Origin of the sequence: Pseudarthrobacter sp. NPDC058119 (assembly GCF_042884655.1) — a bacterium.
Taxonomy (GTDB): domain Bacteria; phylum Actinomycetota; class Actinomycetes; order Actinomycetales; family Micrococcaceae; genus Arthrobacter.
On record NZ_JBHVTN010000001.1, the window covers coordinates 815,300 to 832,474 of the forward strand.

Sequence of the window (17,175 nt, forward strand, 5' to 3'; positions counted from 1 at the left end):
GGCGCCTGGGCGTCTCACCGGTGGCGCTCGTGCTAAAAAGCCATCACAGTAGACGGTATGGAAGACCAAGGGGATGCAGACGTCACCGGGACCATCGAACTCTCCGGAGCGATGCTGCACCTGAAGTGGGCCCCCGGGGACGTGGTCACGGAGCGGGACGCCAGGGCGCTGATGCACCGGGCCCGGGTGCTCAGCGGAGGCCGCACCCTTCCGATGCTGGTCGAAATGACCGGCCTGGAATGGATCGACCAGGCCGCCCTGAAGGCCTTTGCCGGCACCTGGCCGGTGAAGTGCGCGGCGGTGCTTGGCACCTCCCCCGTCGACCAAACATTGGCCGACTTCTACATGGGACGGCACAAGCCGGCCCACCCCACCCGCTACTTCACGTCAATCGACGAGGCGATGGCGTGGCTGAAGGAGGATGCGCCGCTGGTGTGAGCCGGCCGCCGCCGTCGTGCGCGTTTGCTGTCCTCGACGCGCAAAACCGCCTGTGACGCACACATTCCGTGGCGCGGCCGGAATGTGGGCCACGGCAGGGAATACGCGCAGCCAAAATGCAGATGCGCAGCCCGAAAGCGGTTCAGCTCTCCCGGACGCGCACCTCGGGCGCTGCCGCCACAGCCCCCTGCGTCGCAGCCCAGCTCGCCAGGACCTTGAGCGCATCCTCCGAGGGCGTGCCGGGCTCGGCCGTGTAAATGTTGATCCGCAGGCCAGGATCGGCGGGGAGCTCAAGGGCCTCGTAGGTCAGGTCCAGGTCCCCCACGATGGAATGGTGCAGCCGTTTCCGCCCGGTGCGGTGGTACTTCACGTCGTGCCGGGCCCAGCGGATGCGGAACTCCTCGCTGCGGGTGGAGAGTTCGCCGATCAGGTCTGAGAGGTCCTTGTCGTACGGGTTTTTCCCGGCGGTGGAGCGCAGGACTGCCACGATGTCGTCCGCGCTGCGCTCCCAGTCGCGGAAGAACTCCCGCGCCTTCGGGTTCAGGAAGGTGAACCGTGCACTGTTGGGCGGGGCCACCGCATCCGCCATCATCTCCATATACAGGGCCCGGCCCAGCTCGTTGGCGGCCAGCACATCGCCGCGGTCATTCCGGACCCAGGCCGGCGCCGTCGTAATCGCGTCGATGACCCGCTGCACGCTGGGCCGCACCGCCTGCGGGCTCCGCTTCCGCCGCACCCGCGGCGCCGCGGAGGCTGCCCGGGCCAGGTCGAAAAGGTGCGCCGTCTCGGCCTCGTCCAACTGCAGCGCACGCGCCAGGGCCTTGAGGACACTGTCCGAAGCGCCGGAGAGGTTTCCCCGCTCCAGCCGGATGTAGTAATCAACGCTCATCCCCGCGAGCATGGCCACCTCCTCCCGCCGGAGCCCGGCCACGCGCCGGGTGCCGCCGTACGCGGGCAGCCCCGCGCCGTCCGGGGTGAGCCGGGCGCGGCGGGTGGTCAGGAATTTCCGCACATCGTCGCTGTTGGTCATGCCCTCACGCTACGCCCCGGCCCTGGGAGGGAAGGAGGGACTGGCAAGCCCTCCCACAATCCCGCCCGCCGAAATAGCGTGGAGGCATGGAACTGAAACTCAACAACGGCGTCAGCATGCCGGCACTGGGCCTGGGCGTTTTCCAGAGTCCCCCGGAAGAGACGACGGCGGCCGTCCAGACCGCGCTCGAGCTGGGCTACCGGCACATCGACACCGCCGCCGCATACGGCAACGAGCGCGAGGTGGGCGAAGGCATCCGCCGGTCCGGGCTGCCGCGCGAAGACGTCTTCATCGAAACCAAGGTGTGGGTCAGCGACTACGGCTACGACGAAGCACTCCATGCCTGGGACAAGGCCGTAGGCAAGCTCCGCGTGGAACAGCTGGACCTGCTTATCCTGCACCAGCCCGCCCCGGACCGGATGGAAAAAACCATCGCCGCGTACAAGGCATTGGAAACCCTGCTGGCGGACGGGCGCGTGCGGGCCATCGGCGTCAGCAACTTCATGCCGCACCACCTGCAGCAGCTGCTCCAGGAAACCGGCGTGGTCCCGGCCGTCAACCAGGTCGAACTGCACCCCTACTTCCAGCAGCGGGAAGTCCAGGCGGCGGACGCGGAGCACGGCATCCTCACCCAGGCGTGGTCACCCATCGGCGGGATCACGTTTTACCCCGGCTGGGGCGAGAACCGGAAAAACGTCATGCGGGACCCGGCCATCGCCGCCGTCGCGAAGGCCCACGGCAAGACGCCCGCGCAGGTGATGCTGCGCTGGCACCTGCAGCAGGGCCGCTCTGCCATACCCAAGTCCACCAACCCGGGGCGCATCGCGGAGAACTTCGACGTGTTCGGCTTCGAGCTGTCCACGGAGGAGCTCGCCACCATCGACGCCCTGGATACCGGTGTCCGCAGCGGACCGGACCCTGATGTGGCCCGCCCGGAGCGGTTCGCCATGGCCATCCCGGAAGCCTAAGGAGAAACAATGGAATACCGCCCGCTTGGCCGCACCGGCGTGCAGGTCAGCCCCCTCTGCCTCGGCGCCATGATGTTCGGCCCGTGGGGCAATGACGACCGCGCCGACGCCACCCGCATCATCCACCGCGCCCTGGACGCCGGCATCAACTTCATCGATACCGCCGACGTGTACTCCGGCGGCGCCTCGGAGGAGATCGTGGGCGAAGCTCTTGCAGGAAGGCGCGACGACGTCTTCCTGGCCACCAAGTTCTTCATGCCCATGGATGAGAAGGACCCCAACCAGCGCGGCGGCTCCCGGCGCTGGATTATGCGCGAGGTGGAGAACTCGCTGCGCCGGCTGAACACCGACTACATCGACCTCTACCAGGTGCACCGGCCCAGCCCCGACACCGATGTGGAGGAGACCCTGGGCGCCCTCACCGACCTGGTCCGCCAGGGGAAGGTCCGCTACCTCGGCTCGTCGTCCTACTCCGGCTCGCAGATCGTGGAGGCGCAGTGGGCCTCCCGCGAACGCAACCTGGAGCGGTTCGTGACCGAGCAGCCGCCGTACTCCATCCTCACCCGCGGCATCGAGGAGGACGTCCTCCCCACAGTGCTGCGCCACGGGATGGGCACGCTCACGTACAGCCCGCTGGCCGGCGGCTGGCTCTCCGGCCGGTGGCGGAAGGACTCCCCGTCCCGGCCCACCTCATCCCGCCGGCCCACTGCCCGGTTCGACATGACCCAGCCTGCCAACCAGCGCAAGCTGGACATCGTGGAAGAGCTGGCGCAGGTGGCCGAATGGGCCGGGGTCACACTCATCGAAATGGCCATCGCGTTCGTCATCAACCACCCCGGCGTCACCTCCGCCATCGTTGGCCCGCGCACCATGGAACAGCTCGAGTCCTACCTCCCCGCCGCGGACACGCACCTGGCCCCCGAGGTACTGGACCGCATCGACCAGCTGGTGGCCCCCGGCGTCACCGTCAACCCGGATGACAACAGCTACGGCACCCATGAACTGACAGCACACGCACGACGGCGGCACCGGCACTAAGTGCCCTGACGTCACCCTACGAAAGGAAACACCCATGGCAACGTGGCTCATCACAGGCTGCTCCACCGGACTTGGCCGGGCACTCGCCGAAGCCGTGCTCGCATCCGGGCACAACGCGGTCGTCACCGCCCGGAACGTTGACGCCATCCAGGACATCACCGCCGGCTTCCCGGACACCGCGCTCCCCCTGGCCCTGGACGTCACGGACAAGGCGCAGATCGCAGCCGCGGTCAAGGCAGCCGAGGAGAAGTTCGGCGGCATCGACGTGCTGGTGAACAACGCCGGCTACGGCTACCGCGCCGCCGTGGAGGAAGCCGACGACGCCGACATCCGCCGCCTGTTCGACACCAACTTCTTTGGCGCCGTGGACATGATCAAGGCAGTGGTTCCCGGCATGCGCGCCAACAAGTCAGGGTCCATCCTGAACATCTCCTCCATCGGCGCCCGGATCACCCCGCCCGGTTCGGGCTACTACGCGGCCACCAAGGCAGCGCTGGAGGGCATGTCCGGATCGCTCCGCAACGAACTGAAGCCCCTGGGCATCAACGTCACCGCCATCGAGCCCGGTGGCTTCCGCACGGACTTCGCGGGCCGCTCGCTCACGCAGTCCGCGACGGCGATCGGGGACTACGCGGACACGGCCGGCAAGCGCCGCAAGGAAGTGGACACCGCCCACGGCAACCAGCCCGGGGACCCTGACAAGGCAGCCAAGGCGATCCTCGCCGTCGTCGATTCCCCCAACCCGCCGGGCCTGCTGGTCCTGGGCACGGACGCCTTCGGCGCGTTCGGCATGGTGGCCGATGCCCAGCGCGCCGAGCTGGACCAGTGGCAGGAACTGAGCACCAGCACTGACATCGGCTAGGCGCTGCCAGAGGGGCGTCAAAATCGAGTACCGGGTACTCATGACAGGACGCGGGTCCGGTGCGAGAGTGGACTCCTAATAATCACTTCGCAAGAGGAACCACCCATGGCAGCGAAACGGCGTCGGTCACGCAGCGGAGGCGGCAGCGCCATCGGGTGCGCGCCCTTCTTCGTCCTCATCATCGTGGCCTTGATCATCCAGTACTGGTGGGTGCTGCTGATTTGTGCGGGGGTGGTTGCGCTGACTGTGGCGCTGGTCCGCTCGGCCAATGCCCCGGCACGGCCAGCCCCGGTACCCCCACCCAGGCCGCAACCTGCCATGCCCCCGGCTCCGCCCCGGGTGCCCAGCGGCGAGGAACTCACAGCCCAGATGCGGGCCCACAAACGGACAAGCCGCGTGCGGGACATGCAGGAATGGGACTACGAGTGGCTCCGGCTGGCCAATCCGGGCAAGAGCGTCCGCGAGGTCAACGAGATCGCGAACGCCCACTTCGCCCGCGGCCGTTCCATTGGCCTGGACGGCGGGGACCCGTCAGCCCGCTAAGCCCGATTCACCGTGCGTTCCCGCCCAGTTACCGGTCCGCTCCGTGAGGGACGCGCCGCGGCGGACGGTGTGTCCCGGGCTGTGAACCCGGGCGCCCGGGAGTAACTGGGCTGGAACGCACCTACGCCAAAATGGTTTCGCTGCTGCGGCCGTGCTGCAGTCCGGTGGCGAACCCGATGGTCACGGGCACCGGCGCCGGAGCGGAGCAGCAGGCGTCCGCGGCAGCATCCCCGGCGTCGTCCGGAATGGATGTGGAGCAGACGCCGGTTTCCGGAAGTTCAAGTTCGACGGCGTCCGCGGCTTCGGTGTCTCCGGCCAGGGCGGCGGCGATGGAGCGGACCTGCTCGTACCCGGTGGCCATGAGGAACGTAGGCGCGCGGCCGTAGGACTTCATGCCCGCCAGGTAGAAGTCCTTCTCCGGCTGCTCGAGGATCCGGGCGCCGTGGGCCGGGACCGTGCCGCAGCTGTGGAAGTCCGGATCGATCAGCGGGCCAAGGGCCTTGGGTGCGTCGACTGCAGGATCAAGGTCCAGGCGGAGCTCGGACAGCATGGCCAGGTCGGGTCGGAACCCGGTGGCGGGAATGACCCGGTCCACCTCAACGCTGCGGCCGTCGGCGGCGTGCACGGTCACGGCGCCACCCTGCACGTCGATGGACGCGGTGTGGAAGCCGGCCAGCAGCTGCACCGCCCCGCTCTCGACGGCGGTGCGGAGCCGGGCCCCGAGCTGGCCGCGGGCAGGGAGCTGGTCGGTGTCGCCGCCACCGTAGGCCCGGGCCGGGGTGGCGGCACGGATGGCCCACAGGACCTCGGTCCCGGGGTTGGCGCGTGCCACCCGCGCCAGGTCGAGGACCATGTTGGCGGCCGAATGCCCGGAACCGATGACCAGCGTGCGGCGGCCTGCAAAGCCACCGGCGGCAACGTCCGGCAGCGGGCCGGTAACCAGCCCGGCGGCACGCGCCTCGGCCTCACCCGGGACGGCCAGCCCGGAGGATCCCAGCGGCGCCGGCGTGCTCCAGGTACCGGACGTATCGATGACGGCGCGGGCCAGCACCTCGGTGACCGTGCCGCCGTCGTGCTCCATGCGCAGGAGGAACGGGGCACTGTCCCGGCCCTGGCTGCGGCCCTTGTCCATGCCCTGCCGGGTGACGGCGACAACGCGGGAGCCGGTCCGGATCCGGTCCTTCAGTTCTGGTGTGGCGGCCAGCGGCTCCAAGTACTCGGCGACAATCTGCGCCCCATACGGAAGGGCGGTAGGCCGTGGCGCTTCCCAGCCGTTGCGCTCGAGCAGCCGCACCGAGGCGGCATCGAGGTTGTATTTCCAGGTGGAAAAGACGCGGACGTGCCCCCACTGCCGGATGGCCGCGCCCACGGTGGGACCGGCTTCGAGGACCAGCGGTTCCAGCCCGCGTTCCAGCAGGTGCGCGGCGGCGGCCAGGCCCACGGGACCGGCGCCGATCACGGCTACCGGCAGGGATTCCGATGATGTCATGCTGTCCTCGATTCAGCTTTGCGCAGGGATAAGGGATGCGATCAGGGCTTCGACGCGGCCCTTGATCTCGTCGCGGATGGGCCGCACCGAGTCCACGCCCTTGCCGGCCGGGTCCTCCAGCACCCAGTCCTCGTAGCGCTTGCCCGGGAAGTAAGGACATTCGTCGCCGCAGCCCATGGTGATCACAACGTCGGAGTCCTTGACCGCCTCGGTGGTGAGGACCTTGGGGATCTCCGCGGACATGTCGATGCCCACCTCGGCCATGGCCTCCACGGCGGCCGGGTTCACCTTCTCCGCAGGCTGCGACCCGGCGGAGCGGACCTCGATGGCGCCCTTTGACAGGCTGGTGAGGAATGCGGCGGCCATCTGGGAGCGGCCGGCGTTGTGGACGCAGACAAACAGGACGGAGGGCTTCTGGCTCATGAGAGCACCTTTCGGTCAGCCGGTACGACGGCGGGAGTTGCAGTGGGTGGGTGAAGGAACCGGACCAGGACGTACCCGGCGGCGCCGCCCAGGAGCTGGGCGAGGATAAAGGCAGGGGCCGACGACGGAGCGATGCCGGCGAAGGTGTCCGTGACCGTCCGGGCGATGGTCACTGCCGGGTTGGCGAAGCTGGTGGAGCTGGTGAACCAGTACGCGGCCGTGATGTACCCGCCGACGGCGAACGCCACCCGGTCTGCCCGGCCGGACCGGACGCTGCCGAAGATGACCACCAGCAGGCCAATCGTGGCGATCACCTCGCCCAGCCAGAGCGCGGGACCGGTGCGGACGTGCCCTGAAACCGTCACCGCGTCCAGCCCGAACATCAGGTTCGCCGCCACCGTGCCGGCCAGGCCACCCAGGAGCTGGGCCCCGGCCAGGCTTGCCGCCGTGCGGGTGTCGATCGTGCCCAGCGCCCGCTCCACGAGGGTCACCACGGGATTGAAGGACGCCGACACCGGCTGGAGTGCCACGATCAGCGCCACCAGCGCGGCACCCGTGGCGAGGCTGTTCTGCAGAAGCTGCAGCCCGGCGTCGTCCGGTGAAAGCCGCGAGGCCATGACGCCCGAGCCCACCACGGCCATGACCAGGAACGCGGTGCCCACGAACTCCGCGGCAACACGGCGGCCCAGGACGTTCACGCGGCCTGCCCGCCGATCAGGGCGGCGAGGTTCTGCAGCGCCTCGCTCCGGGCGCGGTAGTAGACCCACACGCCGCGCTTCTCGCGGTCCAGCAGCCCGGCCTCGTGCAGGATTTTCAGGTGGTGGCTGATGGTGGGCTGGGACAGTTCGAAGGCGTCATTGAGGTCGCAGACGCACGCTTCGCCGCCCTCATGCGAGGCCACCAGGGACATCAGGCGCAGCCGCACCGGATCGGCCAGCGCCTTCAGCAACGGGGCGATCCCCTCCGCTTCCGGCTCGGTGAGGGGTTCGCGGGCCAGCGGCGCGCAGCACGCCACCGCTTCCACAGGGGTCAATTCCAAAGACATAGACACAGATAAATATTTACACCCATCTATGTCTTTGGCAACCCGCACAAATTCCACCGTTTCGCGCATCCCCTTGCGGTCAGCGGGGAAACGGGAAATAGGATGGCCCGTAGGTTTTACCGGACACGAAGGGCGCCCCATGATCGAGATCCTGAACCCCGCCGAAGTGGCCCGAGCCCGCGTCACCGGCGCCCTGGTGGCGGACATCCTGCAGGCCATGAAGAGCCGCGCCACCGTGGGCACCAACCTCCTGGACATCGACCAGTGGACCAAGGAGATGATCACCGAGGCCGGGGCCGAATCCTGCTACGTGGATTACGCGCCGTCATTCGGCCGGGGCCCTTTCGGGCATTACATCTGCACCGGCGTCAACGATGCCGTGCTGCACGGACTCCCCCACAACTACGAACTGGCCGACGGCGACCTGCTGACCTTGGACCTCGCCGTCGTCAAGGACGGGATAGCCGCGGACGCCGCAATCAGCTTCATCGTGGGTGATTCACGGCCGGCGGAGAGCGTCGCGATGATCGAAGCGACGGAACGCGCTTTGGCTGCCGGGATCGCCGCCGCCGGGCCGGCGGCCAAGATCGGCGACATCGCCTACGCCATCGGCCGGGTCCTCACCGACGCCGGGTACCCCATCAACACCCAGTTCGGCGGCCACGGCATCGGCTCCACCATGCACCAGGACCCGCATGTTCCCAACATGGGCCGGCCCGGCCGCGGCTTCAAGCTCCGGCCGGGGCTGCTGCTGGCGCTGGAGCCGTGGATCATGGCTGACACGGCTGAGCTGGTGACGGACGACGACGGCTGGACCCTCAGGAGCGCCACCGGCTGCCGGACGGCGCACACCGAGCACACCATCGCCATCACCGAGAACGGCGCCGAGATCCTGACCCTGCCTTCGCGGTAGGTCAAGGGCGGCTGGCCCGGGTTTGGCAGTGCTTCGGTTCAGTACAGGTAGATATCCACCAACAGGGCGGCGAGCGCGGTGAGGGCCGCCGTCCCTGCCACGCTCCGGGCCGCGTCCCGCCTGCACGGCCCGGCCATCAGGGCGACGGCCGCACCGGCCAGGGTGAACACCCCGGTTCCTGTGTCCTGCCAGCTGATGGGAAACGGCGGGAACGGCAGGTCGTGGGAGAACTGGCTGATCGCTCCAGTCCAGTTCAGGATCGAATTCCAGGCCATGGGCATCAGGAAGGCCGCAATTGCTCCCGTGGCCACAACTCCTACGCGCCGCTCCCTCCGCACGAGCAGCAGCAGGAACAGAGCCACGAGGGCGGACAGCAAGGCACCCACGGACATCGCCTGCAGGCTCACCGGGAGCCCCAAGGGTTAAATACCCGCATAGGTCCAGTCTAGGCACCGGAACCAGGCCCGAAGCGGACTTCGGGAAGTGCTTTTACTCGGTCCCGGCCACGGCGCTGCGGCGTTCCAGCAGCAGCGTGTCCTGCCAGTGGCCCGCCTTGGGGCCGGTATTGATCCGTGCGATCCGCTCCCGCGTGCCCACCACGCGGAAGCCCAGCTTCCGGTGCAGCGCCAGGCTGGCGGCATTCTCCGGAAAGATACTGGACTGGATGGTCCAGATCCCGGCTGCCTCCGTGGAGTCGACCAGGGGGGCCAGGAGCAGCCGGCCCACACCCCGGCCCTGCGCCTGCGGCGCCACGTAAATGGAGTGCTCCACCAGGCCCCGGTACACCTCCCGCGAGGAGACCCGGGACACTGCGGCCCAGCCCAAAACCCCGCCCGCATCCTGGGCGACCATCCGGTGCTCAGGCAGCCGCACGGCGTCGAACGCTTCCCAGGTGGGCGGCTCGCTCTCGAAGGTCGCTTCCCCCGTGGCGATGCCGGCGGCGTAGATGGCGTGGACGGCGTCCCAGTCGTCGGGGCACATGGGGCGGATGGTTACGGGGCTGTCCATGGGTCCCATTATGGGCGTTGACCTGCGGAGCCTTGGTGCGGCGGGCCGTAAATAATGCGTCAAGAAACGGCTTCCCAAGCCCCGGACGGGCCCGCCCGGACCTTTCATTAAGGCAGGGAAAGTGCGGATCCGGGGAGTGCGGAATGATGCGGTGGGATGAGTCGCCCGAAGACCGCGGCAGGGTCAAGTTCGCCGCGGCAGCCGGGGCCGTGGAGGGCTACGGCGGCCGGGGGCTGAACGGCCGCGCCCTTCAGCCGGCCAGCGGCTACCTGTTCCCCGACCAGGACGGCGAGGGCTGGTGGGTGGTCTTCCAGCCCTGGCCGTCAGCCGGCCCGGAGGCGCACAGGGTGCCCGGCGACATCCTGGCCTGCAACGATTCCTACGGCGACATGGTGCACGTGGTGGTGCTGGCCGCCGGCGTGTGGGAGGACGACGCCGAGGCCGCCTTCCGCGACAAGGCGCCTGCCAGCCTGGCGGACGCAGCCCGGGTTGCGGCCTCGGTGCCGCACATCAGCCAGCCGGGTATCAGCCCACGTGGACCCAGGGCCGCTGGGTGACGTCCGGGACGGCCTCGCGCAGCACCTCCCTGGTGACCGGGGCGATCTCGCCCTCGCCCAGGAACAGGAACCGGACCAGGTTGGTGATGGGGTTCCCCTCCGTCCAGCGGAAGTAGATGTGCGGCATCAGGCCCGTGACGTCCCGGATGTGCAGCAGCACGGAGGCAATGGTGTTGGGAACCACCGGGCCGTGGACCTCCAGGATGTGGTACCCGTGCCGGTTCACGCCGCGGACATGCAGCTCGGTTTCGAAGTCCGAGGAGTCGTCCACCACCACCTCCAGGAACAATGCGTCGCCTTCCAGCGGAAGGTGGCTGACCTCGATGGCCGACTCGAGCTTGTCCCGGTAGGCCTCCGGGGACAGCCGCAGCGGTTCGTGCGCGATGATCGCGATGGGGCCGTCCAGGGTGCTGGACATGAACTCGAGGGCCTGCTGGTCCAGGTGCACCCGGGTGGCGTGCAGCTCGAAGGACCGGCGGACCCTGGACAGCAGCGAGATCACGATGATGCCGAGGATGAAGATGGCGGCAATCCGGATGCCCTCGGGCCGTTCAAAGATGTTGGCCACCGTGGTGTACGCGAACACCACCGAAATCGCGCCGAAGCCCACGGTGAGGTTCCGCTGCCCTTTCCTGCGGGCCGAAAGGGTCACGGCCACCGCGGCGGAGGTCATCAGCACCAAAACGCCGGTGGCGTACGCACCGCCCTGGGCATCGACGTCGGCATTGAAAATGAAGGTGATCAGGAAGCCGATCAGCGTGAACACCAGCACCAGCGGCCGCACCGCCTTGGCCCAGCCCGGGGCCATGCCGTAGCGCGGCAGGTAGCGGGGCACCAGGTTCAGCAGGCCGGCCATGGCGGACGCCCCGGCGAACCAGAGGATGGCGATGGTGCTGATGTCGTACACGCTGCCGAAGCCCACGCCCAGGTATTCGTGCGCCAGGTAGGCAAGGGCGCGGCCGTTCGCCTGGCCGTCAGGCTGGAATTCCTGCTCCGGGATGAGCACCACTGTGATGAAGCTCGAGGTCAGCAGGAAGGCGCTCATGATCACGGCGGCGGTGGTGAGCATGCGCCGGGCCCCGCGGATGCGGCCGGCAGGGTTTTCCTCCGTGTCGTTCTCCGCACCTTTCACCTGGGGCATGACGGCGACGCCGGTTTCGAAGCCGGACAGGCCCAGCGCCAGTTTGGGGAAGACGAGCAGGGCGATGGCCACGGCCATCAGCGGGTTGCCGTGCGAGACCCACAGGTTGGTCCACCAGTCGCCCATGGCCACCGGATGCGAGATGACCTGGCCCAGGGTCACCACCACCACGATGGCGTTCAGCCCCAGATACAGGACCACCAGGACCACGGCGACGCCGATCGCTTCCTTGAAGCCGCGCAGGAACACGGCGGCCAGCAACGCGAGCAGGACCAGGGTGATGGGGATGTTCTGGCCCTGCAGCCAGCCGGGGGCCACGGGATTGTGGATCAGGTGCGCGGTGGCGTCCGCGGCCGAGAGGGTCATGGTGATCATGAAGTCGGTGGCCGCGAAGCCCAGCAGCACCAGGACCAGGAGCTTGCCGCCCCACCGCGGCAGCAGCCGTTCCAGCATGGCGATGGAGCCTTCGCCGCGGGGGCTTTCACCGGCCACCCGCCGGTACACCGGCAGTGCGCCGAGCAGGGTTACGGCCACGAGGACCAGGGTGGCCAGGGGCGAGATGACGCCGGCGGCCAGGGCGGCGATGGCCGGCTGGTAACCCAGGGTGGAGAAGTAGTCCACACCGGTCAGGCACATGACCTGCCACCAGGCGTGCTTTTTTTCGTGCTGTGTGGGCACGCCGCCGGGGCCCTGGTGGGTACCTTTGCTGTCCTGCAGCCCGAACAGCAGCCAGTCCTTCAGCGCCTTCCTGCCGTGCGCATGGGGCGCGGAAGGATCCGCCGGGGGCCTGCTCAACGTGGTCATCTCTGCCTTTCCGCGCTGCCCTTTGCACCGCGACCACTGCGAAGCTAGCACCGGCAAAAACGGCGGACCGGCGAAAAGGACCTTTATTGACGAATCCTTTACGCGGGAAAGTACGACGGCGGCACGCGGCTTTGGTGCCCACCATTCAGGGGCGCGGGCAGGCCTGCCCAACGAGCAACTGCGCAAGGGCCAGTGCGCGCCGGCCGTACGTCCCGCCGTCGAGCACTGCCGCCGTGGCGTAGGCGCCGTTGAGGACGATGAGGAGCTCTTCGGCGAGCCGGTCCGGCGCGTCCGCCCCGGCGTCGGCCGCGAGCGAGCTGAACCAGTCGCGCACCTGCTGCTTGTGGTCAACGGCTGCCATGTGGGCGGGGTGCTGGCCGAGGGGAAACTCAGTGCTCGTGTTCAGCATCGGGCAGCCCCGGTATGTGGGGCCGGCGCAGTCGTCGGCCAGCACCTCGAACACTGCCAGGATCTTGTCGCGGGGGTCGGGCTGCGCATCAGCTGCCTGGCGCATCCGCTCGAACCAGGCGTCGGCACGGCCCTGCACATATGCGGTGGCCAGGGCGTCCTTGGTGGGGAACTGCCGGTAGACGGTGGCGTTTCCAACGCCGCATTCCTTGACCACCGCATCCATGCCCACGGCCCGTATCCCCTGCTGGTAAAACAGCCGGGTGGCCACATCCAGGACATTGCGCCGGTTCTCCTCCGCCGTCTTTCGCACCACCTGGACCACGCTCCTTCTCAAGTTCCTGCACGTTACGCAGCTTCAAGTTTGACAGACGGAACGTTCCGTCACAAACTAAACGAGAACGATCCGTCACAAACTGTCCCGTCCTTACGGACCACCCCAAGGAGCACCCATGAACATCGCCGTCCTAGGCACCGGCACCGTCGGCCGGACCATCGCAGCCCGCCTGGCAGAGCTGGGCCACACCGTCACCATGGGAACCCGCGATCCGGAGGCCACCCTCGCGCGCACGGCCCCGGACGCCATGGGGACTCCCCCGTTCGCCGCCTGGGCCGCCGAAAACCCGGGAGTCACCGTCGCCGGTTTCGCCGACGCCGCGTCCGGCGCCGAACTCATCGTCAACGCCACCAATGGCGGCGCGTCCCTGGACGTCCTGGCAGCGGCCGGCGCCGGGAACCTGGACGGCAAGGTGATCCTGGACATCGCCAACCCGCTCGACTTCAGCAAGGGCATGCCGCCCACCCTGTTCGTCAAGGACACCGACTCCCTGGGCGAACAGATCCAGCGCGCCTTCCCCGCCGCGCGGGTGGTGAAGTCCCTCAACACGCTCAACGCCGACCTCATGGCACGCCCCGCGCTCCTGGCCGACCCCGGCACCGTCTTCGTTTCCGGCGACGACGCGACCGCCAAGGACACTGTCACTGCGCTCCTGAAGGACTTCGGCCATGAAGATGTCATCGATCTCGGCGACATCTCCACCGCTCGCGGCACCGAGATGCTCCTGCCGGTTTGGCTGCGCCTTTGGGGCGCCTTGGGCACCCCGGCCTTCAACTTCAAGATCGTACGGTAGGGCCTTAACCGGGCCCTGCCGCGGGTCACGGCTCGAAGCGGTACCCCATCCCGGCTTCGGTGAGCAGGTGCCGGGGCCGGGCCGGGTCCTTTTCCAGCTTGCGGCGCAGCTGGCCCATGTAGACGCGCAGGTAATGGGTCTCGTTGTCGTAGCCCGGCCCCCAGATCTTGGCCAGCATCTGCTGCTGCGTGATCAGCCGGCCGGGGTTCCGCACCAGCAGCTCCAGGATGGCCCACTCGCGCGGGGTGAGCCGGACCGGTTCCCCTTCCCGGGTCACCTTGCGGTTGGCCAGGTCCACCTCGAAGTCCCCCACGTCGACGGCGGGCGGGGCCTCGGCAACCTCGGGCGTCCCGCTGCGGCGGCCGGCCACGCGCAGCCTGGCCAGGAGCTCGTCCAGCCCGAACGGCTTCGTCACGTAGTCGTCCGCGCCGGCGTCCAAGGCCCTGACCTTGTCCACGGACCCGTGCCGGGCGGACAGCACGATGATGGGCATGCTGCTGGTGCGGCGGACGCGGGTGATCACGTCCACGCCGTTGATGTCCGGCAGGCCCAGGTCCAGCACCATGACATCCGGGTGGCCGCCTTCCGCGTGCCTGAGCGCGGCCGCCCCGTCCAAGGCCGTGAGCACCTGGTACCCCTCTGCCTGCAGGTTCACCTGCAGGGCGCGCAGCAGCTGCGGTTCATCGTCAACGATCAGGACTGTTCTCATACGGTTTTGGTGCCTGCTTCCCTGCGGAGGTGGGGGCTGTACGGCCCGGTGGACAACGGCAGCCGCACCACCATGGTCAGCCCTCCGCCCGGCGTCGGCTCGGGCACCAGCTGGCCCCCCATTGCCTCGGTAAAGCCCTTCGCCACGGCCAGGCCCAGCCCGATGCCCAGCCCTTCCGGCGCGTCGTCAAGCCGCTGGAACGGCCGGAACATCTCCACCACCGCGGCAGCGGGCACACCCTGCCCGTGGTCGACGATGCGCAACTCGCCAACAGGCGTGCCGCCGTCGTCCGCTGCGTTCGCTGCACCCGACACACCCACGATCACCACGTCCGAGCCGGGCGCGTACTTGAGCGCGTTCTCCACGATGTTGGCGATGACCCGCTCCAGCATGCCCAGGTCCGCGTCCACGGCCGGCATGTTGGGTGCGAGGTCGATCCGGATCCGCTCCGTGGGGATGCCGCGCAGGGCATCCTCGATGGCGTCGCGCCAGGTGACGGGGGCGGTGTGCGGGGCGGCCGATCCGCTGGAGATCCGGGACATGTCCAGGAGGTTGGAGATCAGGGCGTCCAGCCGCTCGGAATAGGAGTCGATGGTGGCCAGCATTTCTTCCTGCACCTCCGCCGGAAGCCTGCTGTTCTGCCGGCGCAGCGCGGTGACCGCCAGCTTGATCCCTGCCAGCGGGGTCCGCAGGTCGTGGCTGACGGCGCTCAGGATTGCGGTGCGGACGCTGTTGCCTTCGGCCAGTTTGGTGGTGCTCTTCAGGGTCCGCTGCAGGGCGTGGTGCTGCCGGAGGAGCAGGAGGTGGGCCCCGTGGGCGGCCAGCAGGAGCCGGTCGCCCGCCGTCAGGGTGCGTCCGGACAGGACCAGGGCGGTCCGCGGGTCAGCCAGTTCCACGTTGTCAGTCATGGCTGTCGCTGCGTTGGGCGACGGCGGCGGCGCGCCTCCGGAGAAGGCCTGCAGTTCCCACGTGTCCTGCCTGTCTCCGGTGCGGGTGAAGAGGCCGGCGGCCCGGACCTGGAAGGTTTCGCGCGCCGTGTCCAGGAATCCGGCGACGGTATCGTCCGCGAGAAGCGCGTCCCGTGCGAGGTCGGCGAGGGTGGTGGCCTCGGCACGGGCGCGGACGGCTTCCCGCGCCCGGCGTTCGGACAGGCCCACCACCAGGGAGACGGCCACCGCGGCCCCGAGGAAGACCAGCAGGGCAAAGACGTTCTGCGGGTCGCTGATGTTGAACGTGCCCACGGGGTCGGTTTCGAAGTAGTTCAGCAGCAGCGAGGCCAGGACGGCTGCGAGCACGGCGGGCCAGAGGCCGCCGATGAACGCCACGGCCATCACCCCGGTCAGGTGCACCAGGGCGTGGGTGGCGAGGTTCAGGTCCCGGCTGAAGGACAGGACGGTGGACGCAACGACGGGAAGGAACACCGCCAGGACGTAGCCCACCGTGGTGCGGGCCCGGCTGAGCGCGGCGGGGGTTTGCCGCGGGAGTCCCCGGGCCGCGGGCGGGTGGGAGACCAGATGCACGTCGATGTCGCCCGACTCCCGCACCACCCTTGACGCCACGCCCCTGACCAGGATGCGGCTCCAGAGCCCTCCCGGCGATGCCCCGAGGACAATCTGGGTGGCGTTGGCACTGCGGGCAAACTCCAGCAGGGACTGCGCCGGGTCATCCCCGGACACGGTGTGGCAGGTGCCGCCGAGGTCCGTGATGAGCTGCCGCTGCGCCTCCACCGCCTGTTCGGACGCCTCGCGCCGGGCGGTGGTGCCGCGCACGTGGACAGCCAGGAGTTCGCTGCCGTTGACGCGGGACAGGATCCGGGCCGCCCGCCGGATGAGCACCTCGTCCTCCGGGGAGCCGGCAATCCCCACCACCACCCGTTCGCGGGTGGGCCACGCTGCGGTGATGCCCTGGCTTTCCCGGTACGCCGCCAGGCCCTCCTCCACCCGGTCCGCGAGCCAGACCAGGGCGATCCCGCGCAGGGCCAGGAGGGTGCCGGGCCGGTACTCGTTGGCCAGGGCTGCGTCGATCCTGTCGGCGGGGAAGATCCTGCCGTCCGCCACCCTCTGGCGCAGGAGGGCCGGGGAGATGTCCACGAGCTCAATGTGGTCCGCCCCCCGCACCATCTCATCCGGCACCGTGATCTGCGGCGGACCGTCGGTGATCGCGGCGACCACGTCCTTCAGGGACGCCAGCTGCTGCACGCAAAGGGTGGACAGCACGTCGATGCCCGCTGCCAGCAGTTCCTCGATATCCTGCCACCGCCGCTGGTTCCTGTTCCCCGGGGCGTTGACCTGCGCGTATTCGTCCACGACGGCCACATCCGGCTGCCGCTCCAGCACGGCGTCCACGTCCAGCCCTGGCAGGTCCAGCCCGGGCACCTCCGCTCCCCCGGTGCCGCCCGGAAGTCGCGGCGCAACGGCGTCGAGCCCGTCAAGGAGCTGCCGCGTCTCCTCCCGGCCGTGGTCCGCGGCAATTCCCACCACGACGTCGCTGCCGTCTCCCAGCAGCCGGTGCGCTTCCCGCAGCGCGGCGTACGTGGTGCCCGCGCCGGGCGCCGCGCCCAGAAAGATCCGAAGGGTTCCCCGTGACATACCCACAGTCTTATCCCGTCCGGTCACCGGAACCAACTTCCGGCCTGCGGGAGCGGTGGTAGTGATGGAGCGTCGCAGGAA

The 17,175-nt window shown here is 69.0% G+C and carries 19 protein-coding genes; 8 read left to right on the forward strand and 11 right to left on the reverse strand.

Annotated elements, in window-relative coordinates; genetic code table 11:
• Positions 1-57 precede the first annotated feature (57 nt).
• Complete coding sequence (locus tag ACFVTD_RS03855) at positions 58-438, forward strand: STAS/SEC14 domain-containing protein (protein ID WP_387558267.1); 381 nt, start codon at positions 58-60, stop codon at positions 436-438.
• Positions 439-580: 142 nt separating this feature from the next.
• Here the strand turns inward: ACFVTD_RS03855 and ACFVTD_RS03860 are convergent, their stop codons facing one another.
• Positions 581-1,468 (reverse strand): helix-turn-helix domain-containing protein, encoded by an 888-nt coding sequence (locus tag ACFVTD_RS03860; RefSeq protein WP_387558270.1) that lies wholly within the window; start codon positions 1,466-1,468, stop codon positions 581-583.
• A gap of 86 nt (positions 1,469-1,554) precedes the next feature.
• Between ACFVTD_RS03860 and ACFVTD_RS03865 the strand changes: the two genes are divergently transcribed.
• From ACFVTD_RS03865 to ACFVTD_RS03880, 4 genes are all read left to right on the forward strand, one after another.
• The gene (locus ACFVTD_RS03865; protein ID WP_387558273.1) at positions 1,555-2,436 is read left to right on the forward strand and encodes an aldo/keto reductase; all 882 of its coding nucleotides are present in this window, start codon (positions 1,555-1,557) and stop codon (positions 2,434-2,436) included.
• A 9-nt stretch (positions 2,437-2,445) separates the two neighbouring features.
• Positions 2,446-3,474, forward strand: a complete 1,029-nt coding sequence (locus tag ACFVTD_RS03870) for an aldo/keto reductase (protein ID WP_387558276.1) — start codon at positions 2,446-2,448, stop codon at positions 3,472-3,474.
• Positions 3,475-3,508: 34 nt separating this feature from the next.
• Positions 3,509-4,336 (forward strand): oxidoreductase, encoded by an 828-nt coding sequence (locus ACFVTD_RS03875; RefSeq protein ID WP_387558279.1) that lies wholly within the window; start codon positions 3,509-3,511, stop codon positions 4,334-4,336.
• A 105-nt stretch (positions 4,337-4,441) separates the two neighbouring features.
• Positions 4,442-4,879 carry a hypothetical protein gene (locus tag ACFVTD_RS03880; RefSeq protein WP_387558281.1) on the forward strand — a complete coding sequence of 146 codons (438 nt, stop codon included), beginning with the start codon at positions 4,442-4,444 and terminating at the stop codon, positions 4,877-4,879.
• Between the two features lie 121 nt (positions 4,880-5,000).
• Here the strand turns inward: ACFVTD_RS03880 and ACFVTD_RS03885 are convergent, their stop codons facing one another.
• From ACFVTD_RS03885 to ACFVTD_RS03900, 4 genes are read right to left on the reverse strand one after another with little or no spacing between them, the layout of a single operon-like run.
• Entirely contained in the window at positions 5,001-6,368 is a 1,368-nt protein-coding gene (locus tag ACFVTD_RS03885; protein WP_387558284.1) for an NAD(P)-binding domain-containing protein, read from the reverse strand.
• Between the two features lie 12 nt (positions 6,369-6,380).
• A complete protein-coding gene (locus tag ACFVTD_RS03890) occupies positions 6,381-6,791 on the reverse strand; it encodes an arsenate reductase ArsC (RefSeq protein ID WP_387558287.1) in 411 nt (136 codons plus the stop codon).
• Positions 6,788-7,489, reverse strand: coding sequence for an aquaporin (locus tag ACFVTD_RS03895; protein WP_387558290.1), 702 nt, complete (start codon positions 7,487-7,489; stop codon positions 6,788-6,790). The genes ACFVTD_RS03890 and ACFVTD_RS03895 overlap by 4 nt, the downstream gene beginning before the upstream one ends.
• Positions 7,486-7,836: a metalloregulator ArsR/SmtB family transcription factor gene (locus ACFVTD_RS03900; RefSeq protein ID WP_387558292.1), complete on the reverse strand. Its 351-nt coding sequence runs from the start codon at positions 7,834-7,836 to the stop codon at positions 7,486-7,488. The genes ACFVTD_RS03895 and ACFVTD_RS03900 overlap by 4 nt, the downstream gene beginning before the upstream one ends.
• Before the next feature lie 139 nt (positions 7,837-7,975).
• Between ACFVTD_RS03900 and map the strand changes: the two genes are divergently transcribed.
• On the forward strand, positions 7,976-8,749 hold the full coding sequence (map, locus tag ACFVTD_RS03905; protein ID WP_387558295.1) for a type I methionyl aminopeptidase: 774 nt from the start codon (positions 7,976-7,978) through the stop codon (positions 8,747-8,749).
• Between the two features lie 38 nt (positions 8,750-8,787).
• Here the strand turns inward: map and ACFVTD_RS03910 are convergent, their stop codons facing one another.
• On the reverse strand, positions 8,788-9,156 hold the full coding sequence (locus tag ACFVTD_RS03910; protein ID WP_387558298.1) for a hypothetical protein: 369 nt from the start codon (positions 9,154-9,156) through the stop codon (positions 8,788-8,790).
• An 82-nt stretch (positions 9,157-9,238) separates the two neighbouring features.
• A complete protein-coding gene (locus ACFVTD_RS03915) occupies positions 9,239-9,757 on the reverse strand; it encodes a GNAT family N-acetyltransferase (protein ID WP_387558301.1) in 519 nt (172 codons plus the stop codon).
• A gap of 143 nt (positions 9,758-9,900) precedes the next feature.
• On the opposite strand from ACFVTD_RS03915, the gene ACFVTD_RS03920 reads away from it, so the two are divergent.
• A complete protein-coding gene (locus tag ACFVTD_RS03920; protein ID WP_387558304.1) occupies positions 9,901-10,314 on the forward strand; it encodes a hypothetical protein in 414 nt (137 codons plus the stop codon).
• Here ACFVTD_RS03920 and ACFVTD_RS03925 read toward each other — a convergent pair.
• Together ACFVTD_RS03925 and ACFVTD_RS03930 are read right to left on the reverse strand one after the other, a co-directional pair.
• The gene (locus ACFVTD_RS03925; RefSeq protein WP_387558307.1) at positions 10,283-12,259 is read right to left on the reverse strand and encodes an amino acid transporter; all 1,977 of its coding nucleotides are present in this window, start codon (positions 12,257-12,259) and stop codon (positions 10,283-10,285) included. The two genes, ACFVTD_RS03920 and ACFVTD_RS03925, sit on opposite strands and share 32 nt — an antisense overlap.
• A gap of 145 nt (positions 12,260-12,404) precedes the next feature.
• Entirely contained in the window at positions 12,405-12,983 is a 579-nt protein-coding gene (locus tag ACFVTD_RS03930; protein ID WP_387558310.1) for a TetR/AcrR family transcriptional regulator, read from the reverse strand.
• Between the two features lie 136 nt (positions 12,984-13,119).
• On the opposite strand from ACFVTD_RS03930, the gene ACFVTD_RS03935 reads away from it, so the two are divergent.
• Positions 13,120-13,797 carry an NADPH-dependent F420 reductase gene (locus ACFVTD_RS03935; protein WP_387558313.1) on the forward strand — a complete coding sequence of 226 codons (678 nt, stop codon included), beginning with the start codon at positions 13,120-13,122 and terminating at the stop codon, positions 13,795-13,797.
• Between the two features lie 25 nt (positions 13,798-13,822).
• On the opposite strand, the gene ACFVTD_RS03940 is transcribed toward ACFVTD_RS03935, so the two are convergent.
• Positions 13,823-14,506 carry a response regulator gene (locus ACFVTD_RS03940; protein WP_387558316.1) on the reverse strand — a complete coding sequence of 228 codons (684 nt, stop codon included), beginning with the start codon at positions 14,504-14,506 and terminating at the stop codon, positions 13,823-13,825.
• Complete coding sequence (locus tag ACFVTD_RS03945; protein ID WP_387558319.1) at positions 14,503-17,094, reverse strand: DUF4118 domain-containing protein; 2,592 nt, start codon at positions 17,092-17,094, stop codon at positions 14,503-14,505. The genes ACFVTD_RS03940 and ACFVTD_RS03945 overlap by 4 nt, the downstream gene beginning before the upstream one ends.
• Positions 17,095-17,175: the final 81 nt, after the last annotated feature.